This is a genomic window from Paenibacillus solani, from assembly GCF_001277345.1.
Taxonomy (GTDB): Bacteria; Bacillota; Bacilli; order Paenibacillales; family Paenibacillaceae; genus Paenibacillus_AQ; species Paenibacillus_AQ solani.
Genome location: NZ_LIUT01000001.1, coordinates 2232677 through 2242097, shown reverse-complemented (window position 1 = coordinate 2242097; position 9421 = coordinate 2232677). Strand labels below are relative to the sequence as shown.

Below are 9421 nucleotides of genomic sequence, written 5' to 3'. Positions count from 1 at the left end.
CACCCATGAGAAAATCCCCTCCAAGTAAACTTTAGTGCTCTTGTTTAGCACTTGTCTACTCAAAGGGGATAATATCAATTAAGCCTGCTCTTCTTTGTATTTTAAGATCAGTCCGCCAATTTCATTTCAATGAAAATGGTGCCAGTTATTTAAAGAACGGAGCCCCACGGTTACCTTCTAACAGGATTTACTCCTGTTGATCTAGTGATTATTTCCTTTTACACTCGAAGTGCTTTTACCACTAAACGTTTTATTGCGCCTATAATCCGCGGTTTTGACCATGAAGGAGAAACAAAAATTGTATACATTCCTAATCGATTTCCACCCCATAAATCAGTAATAATGCCATTGCCGACAACCGCTGTCTCATTTTTTTGGGTTCCGAGTATATCCAAAGCAGCCATAAATGCTTTTTTCTTCGGTTTACTCGCTTCGAATAAAGCCGGAATCTCATTAACCAGCTCGTTTCCTTGCGAAGGGGGTTTACTGTTCGAGACGATCATCAGTTTAATCGCATATCGGGACTCAAAGCCTTTCAGCCAATTCTTCATCGAATCCGATTCAGCCGAAGAATTTTTCGATATTAATGTATTATTCCAATTAAATATGATTCCTTTAATTCCTGCCCGTTGCAGCGCGTCTCCATCAATGTCATAAATTGATCGTACACTTTGTGAAGGTTTGAAAATAGGCATAAGCTTCCTCCGTTACTTTTGATTACCTATGCTAGTCATAAGTCGTATATAGTTTTCCTTAACCTTCATTTTTAATACCCTTATCCTTAAGCACACAGAAGAAAGGAGACTATGATCAAGTTACATTTTGTGACCGTGCCTAGGCATGGACAAGAATCTATATTCATATCCGATTAAATGATTGCCTAAGTGTTAAATTGGTTTGTGGCCTGAAATTCTGAAGCGACACAGTTAAGCATCGCAAGAACTCCCTCCCGCGCGTGTTTTTCGCACGATTGTAGCGCAACAACAATAACGTTTCAAATACCGAGAGGATTTATTTTATGGAGTACTTTCCTTTTATCTGGACACTCTAATTCATAATTGAGCAGAAACTCATAAATGATTATACCTGGAGTGTGACGATCAAATGACTAATGCTTATATAAATGGATACTCGATGAATTATATCGATTGCGGAAAAGGAACAGTAATCCTCTTTATTCATCCACCTGTACTAACAAGCTTAAATTTCTTATATCAAATCCAAGGACTTTCACCTCATTTTCGAACCATTGCTTTTGACATCAGAGGACACGGCAAGAGTCAACCTTCCAAACAAGCGGTTACATATCCTATAATTGTTGAGGACATCAAACAGTTGATAGACCAGTTAAACATCGAAAAAATTTTCTTGTGTGGATATTCTACTGGCGGTTCGGTTGTGCTTGAGTTTCTCTTGTCTCATCCCGATCGAGCATTAGGAGGTATCATCATCGGGGGAATGTCGGAAGTGAACGAATGGCGTCTAAGAAACAAAATATCTTTGGGAGCCGTTTTCTCCAAAATCGGGGCAGTCGGCACGATCGCGTTTTCCACTGCTTTGACGCAAGCTAAAAATATTTCGTTCTTCCGTGAGTTATTTAACGATGCGAAAAAAGGAAATGCCAAAAATGCGGAACAGTATTACCAGTACAGCTTGAAGTATAACTGTACATCGCAACTTCGGGAAATCCAACTTCCCGTACTGCTCGTTTACGGAGAAAAAGACAAGCACTTCCATCCTTACGCCAAAATGTTACATCAACGACTGCCTATGAGTGAGTTGGTTTTCATTAAAAAAGTCGATCATCGGATCCCGACAAAAGCCCCCGGACCACTGAACGATCGGATCAAACAATTCGTGGATCACTCCAGTCAATGAACTAGCGAGTTTGTACTTGAGCGCCCTACAAAATGATTATCATCTATGAAGAAGAAGCCGCCTCCGATCAGACGCTTCTTCTTTGTCTGTTTTCAAAGGGCGACGAAGATTCTCCAGGCTCGAACCCTGCCTATACATTGTCGATATTTATTCTATGTTCTAAATATATACTGATAGGCTTAGAGAAGACATACCGTTATATTTTAAGAGAAATGACAAAAAAGTATCCCAACATTATAATTGTTATATATATCCTATAGATACATCGACTAGGAGGACAGCATGCAATTTCAACCAATCTATTATGATGGGGAATTACTTTTACCGAAGATTGAATTACATATGGCATCGTGCCAAGCAATAGGAATTGTAACGGATGTGAAGCGAAAGCAGCTTTTAATGGATCAATTAGTTGATCATTCCAATTATTATTTATTTCAAGCTCAGCAAGCTGAGTATATGCGTTTAACAGTGGAAGAACTAATCACATTTCTAAACAAAATAACGGAAAGGAATGAACGAGTCACTTCATTAATGGATTATTTTGCTTTAAAAGAAGAACGGAAGGTAAAAATCAAGGATCTAAGCCCATCGAAAAGGATGTATGTGACATTGATGCGTGTCTTTTTTGCGCATCAACCTACACTAGTACTGGAGGAACCTTATTTTTATTTGGAAGAGCAAGATCGTCGTCAATTAAAACGGATCTTGGAGGATCTTTCGAAAGAGAAGCAAATTTTAATTTTAACTTCGAATTTAGAGGATGCCATGATATCCTGTGATGTCATTTACCGATTGAACGAATTCGGGTTTTATCCATTGGATATTCGAGACTCAGAAGAGGATAAGCAGGAAGTGTTGGAACAAGATCAAGCCAATATAACCATACAGAAAATATCTACAAAGAGAAATGAAAAAGTCATTTTATTTAATCCACCTGAAATCGATTACATAGAAAGCATAGAAGGTTCGATCCTTGTTCATGTGGGTGGAGAAAATTATGATTGTGCCTTGACGTTAACCGAGCTCGAGCATAGATTGCTAAATTTCGGATTTTTTAGATGTCATCGTTCCTACATCGTTAATCTGCAAAAAGTAAGAGAGATTATTACATGGACGAAGAATAGCTACAGCTTGCGATTAAATACAGATCAAGATGCCGTTGTCCCGTTATCTCGTTCAAAATTACAAGAATTAAAAGCACTTCTTAACATTTAATTTCCGAGGTAATATCGAACCAATCAAGCATTTAATGGTACCATTCAGGCGATAATAGCTACATTTCGGCGGGTTTTGATGGCTGGAGGCATGCAATCCTTATATATTTAAGCCATCAACTCGAAGGAAGTGGTGCTCATGGATGTTATCCAAGTAGAACATATTCTTAAGAGGTTTGGACATAAGGATGCGTTATCGAACGTGTCTTTTACCATTCCGAAAGGAGAAATTTTTGGTTTTCTGGGTCCGAGTGGTTTGGGAAAAACCACATTAATTAAGATCTTAACGGCTCAGTTGAATCCGACGTGTGGACAGGCAAGTGTATTTAATCAGCCAGCAGAAAAGATGCATGAGTCCGATCAAAAAATGCGCTTTGGGATCGTGACGGATAACAGCGGTCTATATGAGAGATTAACAATTGAGGAAAATCTAAGGCTGTATCGTAAATTATATGATCTTCCTAAATATTCGATCGATAAGGTGCTGCATTTTGTTAACTTGAGCGGAGAGCGCCACAAGAAAGTCAAACGTTTATCGAAAGGGATGCGTCAGCGTGTTATATTGGCATGCGCGGTGATACATGAGCCGGAATTACTATTTTTAGATGAGCCTACTTCAGCTTTAGATCCGGTAAACTCAGCACATATTTATAAAGGCTTACGCTACTTAAATGAGAAGGGAACAACGATTTATTTAACTACACATGATATGGCTGAGGCCGAATTAATGTGTAACCGTGTAGCGATATTGTTTCAAGGACAAATCCAAACCATCGGCTCACCAAAGGAGCTTAAAAAACAGCACCGGGAAAATATAATTTCTGTTGACTTAATAAATGGTGATACACACGAGCTCCCGATCGATGAAGGAACAGCTGATCGAATAGCTGATTGGATGAAACGGGGGTTTATTGATCGATTAGAAACGAAAGAGCCAAGTCTAGGTGAGATCTTTATTAAAATGACAGGAAGTGAGCTGCGATGAATATCTCTTTACAACGTGCCGGGGCAATATTTGTGAAGGATTACAAAGAGTTTTCACGCAATTATGGGCTCTCTATTAGTTTGCTTTTTCCAATTATTTTAGCGCTTCTTTTTCGAGGCGCAGGCCCGGCTTTGGGTATAGGCCCATCTGCGAGTGGAGCATTCGCTTTCAGTCTTGTTCTTAATACTTCGTTTGTTTTACTAACATGTTTAGTTCAAGCATGCTTGATTGCTGAAGAAAAGGAACGTAACACGTTACGATCCTTAATGATGACTCCGGCCACAACCTTGGAAGTTTTGATCGGCAAAGGCACTCTAGTCTTTCTCATGTCTTCGGTTGCTTTGGCTTTTGCTACGTTGATAATGGGTTATAAGCCAGCCAGTATTGGGGCGTTTGTGGCAGCAATCCTTCTTTCGATTATTCTATACATAGTAGCCGGGATGATATGTGGTTTATTCTCTAAGACATCGCTTGATGCCTCATTATCTATACTTCCAGTTGCGTTCACATTCACTGCGGCACCATGGGGAACGTTTCTAGAGGAAGATTATCCGATCCTTAAAGTGCTGGATTACGCACCAAGCAGTCAACTTGTGCATTTGTTAGCTATCGGCAAAATAGGCTTTACGACGGGAGATTTATTAAAACCTCTCCTCATTATTTTAGCTTGGACGGTTGGTTTAACGATGGTGTCTGTTGTTTTGTATCAAAGACGGTTAAAAGATGAGTAAGGAGAAATTTACCAAGAGGTATCTGACATTATACTGGAGTCGGTGCTACAATATTGGGGAATTTATGGTTTTTGCCACTTTAGAATCGCGTAATTCTACCGAGGAGGGATCAAATTCCGATGAATTTAGCCGTCACATTGAAACAAAAATTCAAAGACTACGAAACCCGGCTTAAGCTGAAGGGCTATCGGGACAAATTCGAGCTTATCAGGAAACGGAATTTGGAAACATGGGACGAAAAGCAGCTGCTGGAAGAATCTCTACGGCTGCAAAGAGAAGCAAAATCCGGGACTCCTTTGGACAAGCTGCTTGTCGATGCCTATGCGCTCGTCTGCGAGACAGCGAAGAGAAAGCTTGGATTACAACCCTATGATGTCCAGATCATGGCAGCCATCGCTCTACACGAGAGATTATTGATTGAGCAGCATACCGGAGAAGGAAAAACGCTTTCTGCTGTTATGCCCGCGTATTTAAATGCGCTAACGGGTGAAGGTGTTCATGTTCTCACCTTTAATGACTATTTGGCAAATCGCGATGCGGAGTGGATGGGCCCGATCTATCGCTTCCTCGGATTAACGGTACATTCGGTACAAGCCGGAATGAGCGCCTCCGATAAACGGAAAGCGTACGCCGCAGATATAACTTATGTTACGGCCAAAGAAGCGGGATTTGATTTTTTGCGAGACACGATTGCACTCAGCGAAGAGGATACGGTGCATCGTCCTTTTCACTATGTCATCGTAGACGAAGCGGACTCACTGCTTCTCGATGAAGCGCGGGTGCCACTTGTCATAACAGGCGATTCCGTCACTTCCAAGAGTGATGGCGCTCGTTTCGCAGAGGTGGCCAGGCAGCTCAAGCAAGAGGAGCATTACGACTTCGACGAGTTTCAGCGGAACGTTTACTTAAATGAAGCAGGTGCTGCAAAAGCGGAATTACTCCTGGGGTGCGGCAATCTATACGATAGCCATAATAGCGATTTGTTAACATCATTAAATTGCGCATTGCATGTGGAAACGTTATTAAAAAAAGACGTCGATTACATAGTCCGGAACGGTAAAATTGAGCTGATCGAGGAATATACCGGTCGTGTGGCAGAGAACAGGTATTTACCTGACGGGCTGCAAGCCGCACTAGCGGCAAAAGAAGGCCTGCAACCCTCAGTCGACGGGAGAATTCTCGGGATGATCACTCTTCAACATTTCCTTAGCTTATATCCAAAAATTTGCGGTATGACAGCTACCGCCCACGTGTCTGCAATGGAATTTGAAGAAATTTATGCACTGCAGGTTGTACAAATACCCTCCAACCGGCCCAACATACGGATCGACCATCCACACCGGATTTATACTCATAAAGAAGCCAAGCTTAAAGCACTTGTACAAGAAATCTCATCCGTCCATAGAACGGGTCGTCCCATTCTGATTGGTACGTCAAGCGTCGAGGAATCTGACATGCTTGCGGAAGCGCTAGCTGCTACTGGTGTACCTTGTCATGTACTGAATGCAAAAAATGATGCAGAAGAAGCTGAAATCATCGCCAGGGCAGGAGAAATCGGCGCCGTGACGGTATCAACGAATATGGCGGGACGCGGCGTAGACATTCGACTAGGCGGTGGTGACTCATCGCAAGCAGAAATTGTCGCCAATCTGGGCGGGTTGTATGTGATTGGTACACATATAAACGAAAGCATGCGGATCGACGACCAGCTGCGCGGGCGGTCAGGCCGCCAAGGCGACCCGGGAGACTCCGTTTTTTTTGTAAGCTTGGAGGACGAGCTGCTGCTGCGGTTCGGTATGAGTAAAGCGATTCGCGCTCCTAAGCAGGAGGAGGCTCTCAAAGATCCGATGCTTAGCAGACAAATCGTGCATGTTCAGCGTGTGATCATGGGCCAAAACTTCCATATTCGACAAGAACTGAACGGCTATTCCGATATGGTCGAGGATCAGAGGCGAATTTTACACGAGGAACGGCTTAGAATATTGAAAGGTGAAATACCGATGAGCCCTTCGGAGCAGCGGGTAAGGCTTTTTTATATCGACAAGTTCTGGGCCGACCATCTGTCATACATTTCTTACATTCGCGAAGGGATTCACTTGGAGAGCCTTGCGAGTTACAACCCGATCGACGAATTTCATGTTAAGATCACTTATGCCTACGAGCAAATGCGGGAAAAAATAAATAAATCGTCTGAAGATATGCTCAAAAAGCTTAAAGGTTCGAATGATCCGGCGAAGTGGGAAGAGTTCGGGCTGAAGAGCCCTGCTTCCACGCGGACTTATATTATCAACGATCAATACTTGGAGAATAGACGCAGTTCATGGACGCCAATGACCGTATTTGCTTTTTGGATTCGGAAGATTGCGGGGCCAATCTTCGGGTGGTCAAAAATTTGATTCGTGCATCATTCGTCTTTAGCGGTTTTAGCATCGTTAACTAAATCATTCTATAAGAGTTATTAAAGGACGGAGCTGGTGAGCACCGTCCTTTTTTGTTTAATGCCAGATCTACAAGACTTATGGAAATCATGGGAACAGTGCTTTTTTGACTTGACGGCTTCCCACTTCCGCACTTACACTGACGATGATTTAAGACATTTATTTCCAATGATTGGAGTGAAGTGAATGGAGCAGTTGATAAGCATTGTGATGCCAACGTATAATCGCGCGCACATCATTTCGGGGGCGATCAGATCCATCTTGCGACAGACTTACGTCAACTGGGAGCTGATTGTTGTTGATGACCAAAGCATCGATCATACGGAAGAGACAATCCGCGAGTGGACGAACACAGATCCGCGAATCCACTATGTGCGTAATGACCGGGATAAAGGACCGGCAGGTGCTCGAAATACAGGGATGCTGGCAGCCCAAGGCGTGTATTTGGCGTTTCTTGATTCCGATGACGAATGGTATCCTTACCATTTGACTGACAGTATAAAGACGCTCGCGATGACAAAAGCGGATATCAGCTTTGCACTGTGGGTGGAGCAGCATGGTGATATTAGCTCTTACAACTTCGACAACAAGGTTGAGCGGCATTTGCTGCGCTTGATGAGAACTAGATTCGAAACATGGAATGACGAAGAGACAATCGTATTCGAAAAAGGATTGTTTGAGGCGTTTCTGTCGCATACGCGCAATTTTTTTCAACTGAATACGATGGTATTTCGACGGGAGCTGCTGGATGAAGTCGGGTTGATTAACGAAGATTTCTATTTGGGTGAAGATACAACTTATCTACTCCGATTCTTCGACAAATACAGAATTGCGCTGCAAACCAAACCTCATTCGGTCTACCGAGAATCTCCTGACAGTCTTTATTTATTTTGCGACCGCTGGCAGCTTGATCCCGATACGATTCATCTCAACGAGGAAATATACAATAAAATCGAGGGACTTAGCTTCAAATCGATCAAGGTCCGCGAGCACATTCGGGATTTAGTCGCACAGTCCGATTCCATCAGCAAAAAAAGAAAACAGCTCTATTACATTGACATCGGCATCTCAAGCAAATACTATACACTCAGCTATTTGAACCGCCACGACCGCAAAAAAGCGCTCCAATATTGCCACCAATCCATTCGCTCTAAAATTACTATTTTTAATCTGTTTTTGTTTGTAAAGCTGCTGTGTTCAAGCAAGAGCGGAAATGTTTTTTTGCATAAAGCTCTTAATTTGTGGTGATGCTTGCCAAAAAAAGTAAAAAGAATTTCCCCCTCAATTGTATGATTGTCTCCCTATTACAAGTGAAAGTTTAGCACTACTATAAAGTTAGGTTTCAATAAATTACCTGTTTATGAGATTAATATCAATCTTGCACCACAATGCTTTAACTCTTTACAGCTACACCTTGTTACACGTCGAATTCCCCCTTGCACAGCAATGAACTCAATCTCCAAGATTCCACATAATCAGCTTAGGCATCCCAGTCAACATGACCCCATTTCAACTGCAAGAAGTAACCCTTTCAGCATGATCCCACATATAACCATGAACTTGCTTGCCCGTATGTACATCCCCATTTTGTTAGATTTTGTCACAGAATTTCTTTTTCGCAGAGTATGATTCCTCACAGCTAGTTCTTTTTTGTTAAGAAAGAAAAGCAACCTAAATTTGTTTGCAGTGTGAATGTTCTTTAACAAGAAATTCAGAATAATAGGAGGGTTAAAAGTTAGCTTAGTTTTTCCAATAGACTACTCCACAAGGAGAGTGAATTCATGTTTAGAGAGATGCATAAGTCCAAAATTCACCGTGCCGTCGTGACAGAGGCCAATTTAAATTACGTAGGAAGCATAACCATTGATCAGGATATTTTGGATGCATCGAACATCCTCGAGAATGAAAAAGTGCAAGTTGTCAATATAAATAACGGAGCCAGGCTGGAGACATATGTCATTACAGGTCCAAGAGGCTCGGGTATCGTGTGCTTGAACGGCGCCGCCGCCAGACTGGTGCAGCCGGGTGACCTGGTCATTATTATTTCGTACGCGATGATGGAGGAATCGGTAGCCTGCACGTATCGTCCGCACGTTGTCATACTGGACGAGCACAATCACATCGTAAGGGAGGATTATCAAGAACTGCATTCCACAACGGTGTGATTAAAAC

8 protein-coding genes are annotated in these 9421 nt (G+C 42.2%); 7 read left to right on the top strand and 1 reads right to left on the bottom strand.

Annotation, left to right across the window (positions count from 1 at the left end; all coding sequences use genetic code 11):
• Nucleotides 1–218 precede the first annotated feature (218 nt).
• The gene (locus tag AM231_RS09950) at nt 219–695 is read right to left on the bottom strand and encodes a YqeG family HAD IIIA-type phosphatase (RefSeq protein ID WP_054402470.1); all 477 of its coding nucleotides are present in this window, start codon (nt 693–695) and stop codon (nt 219–221) included.
• A gap of 409 nt (nt 696–1104) precedes the next feature.
• Here AM231_RS09950 and AM231_RS09945 point away from each other — a divergent pair, with 409 nt between their 5' ends.
• The 7 genes from AM231_RS09945 to panD all read left to right on the top strand — a co-directional run bounded on the left by AM231_RS09945 (nt 1105) and on the right by panD (nt 9414).
• Entirely contained in the window at nt 1105–1878 is a 774-nt protein-coding gene (locus AM231_RS09945) for an alpha/beta fold hydrolase (protein ID WP_054402469.1), read from the top strand.
• A 282-nt stretch (nt 1879–2160) separates the two neighbouring features.
• On the top strand, nt 2161–3096 hold the full coding sequence (locus AM231_RS09940) for a LytTR family transcriptional regulator DNA-binding domain-containing protein (RefSeq protein ID WP_054402468.1): 936 nt from the start codon (nt 2161–2163) through the stop codon (nt 3094–3096).
• Between the two features lie 138 nt (nt 3097–3234).
• Entirely contained in the window at nt 3235–4080 is an 846-nt protein-coding gene (locus AM231_RS09935; RefSeq protein ID WP_054402467.1) for an ABC transporter ATP-binding protein, read from the top strand.
• Entirely contained in the window at nt 4077–4811 is a 735-nt protein-coding gene (locus tag AM231_RS09930) for an ABC transporter permease (protein ID WP_054402466.1), read from the top strand. The genes AM231_RS09935 and AM231_RS09930 overlap by 4 nt, the downstream gene beginning before the upstream one ends.
• Before the next feature lie 119 nt (nt 4812–4930).
• On the top strand, nt 4931–7207 hold the full coding sequence (locus tag AM231_RS09925) for a preprotein translocase subunit SecA (protein ID WP_054402465.1): 2277 nt from the start codon (nt 4931–4933) through the stop codon (nt 7205–7207).
• A gap of 228 nt (nt 7208–7435) precedes the next feature.
• A complete protein-coding gene (locus AM231_RS09920) occupies nt 7436–8497 on the top strand; it encodes a glycosyltransferase family 2 protein (protein WP_054402464.1) in 1062 nt (353 codons plus the stop codon).
• 533 nt (nt 8498–9030) lie between these two features.
• Complete coding sequence (gene panD, locus AM231_RS09915) at nt 9031–9414, top strand: aspartate 1-decarboxylase (protein WP_054402463.1); 384 nt, start codon at nt 9031–9033, stop codon at nt 9412–9414.
• Nucleotides 9415–9421: the final 7 nt, after the last annotated feature.

Excerpts from the sequence above, each read along its gene's own strand:
- panD (WP_054402463.1), top strand. The coding sequence starts at position 9,031 with ATGTTTAGAGAGATGCATAAGTCCAAAATTCACCGTGCCGTCGTGACA.
- AM231_RS09930 (WP_054402466.1), top strand. The coding sequence starts at position 4,077 with ATGAATATCTCTTTACAACGTGCCGGGGCAATATTTGTGAAGGATTAC.
- AM231_RS09940 (WP_054402468.1), top strand. The coding sequence starts at position 2,161 with ATGCAATTTCAACCAATCTATTATGATGGGGAATTACTTTTACCGAAG.
- AM231_RS09950 (WP_054402470.1), bottom strand. The coding sequence starts at position 695 with ATGCCTATTTTCAAACCTTCACAAAGTGTACGATCAATTTATGACATT.
- AM231_RS09945 (WP_054402469.1), top strand. The coding sequence starts at position 1,105 with ATGACTAATGCTTATATAAATGGATACTCGATGAATTATATCGATTGC.
- AM231_RS09920 (WP_054402464.1), top strand. The coding sequence starts at position 7,436 with ATGGAGCAGTTGATAAGCATTGTGATGCCAACGTATAATCGCGCGCAC.
- AM231_RS09925 (WP_054402465.1), top strand. The coding sequence starts at position 4,931 with ATGAATTTAGCCGTCACATTGAAACAAAAATTCAAAGACTACGAAACC.
- AM231_RS09935 (WP_054402467.1), top strand. The coding sequence starts at position 3,235 with ATGGATGTTATCCAAGTAGAACATATTCTTAAGAGGTTTGGACATAAG.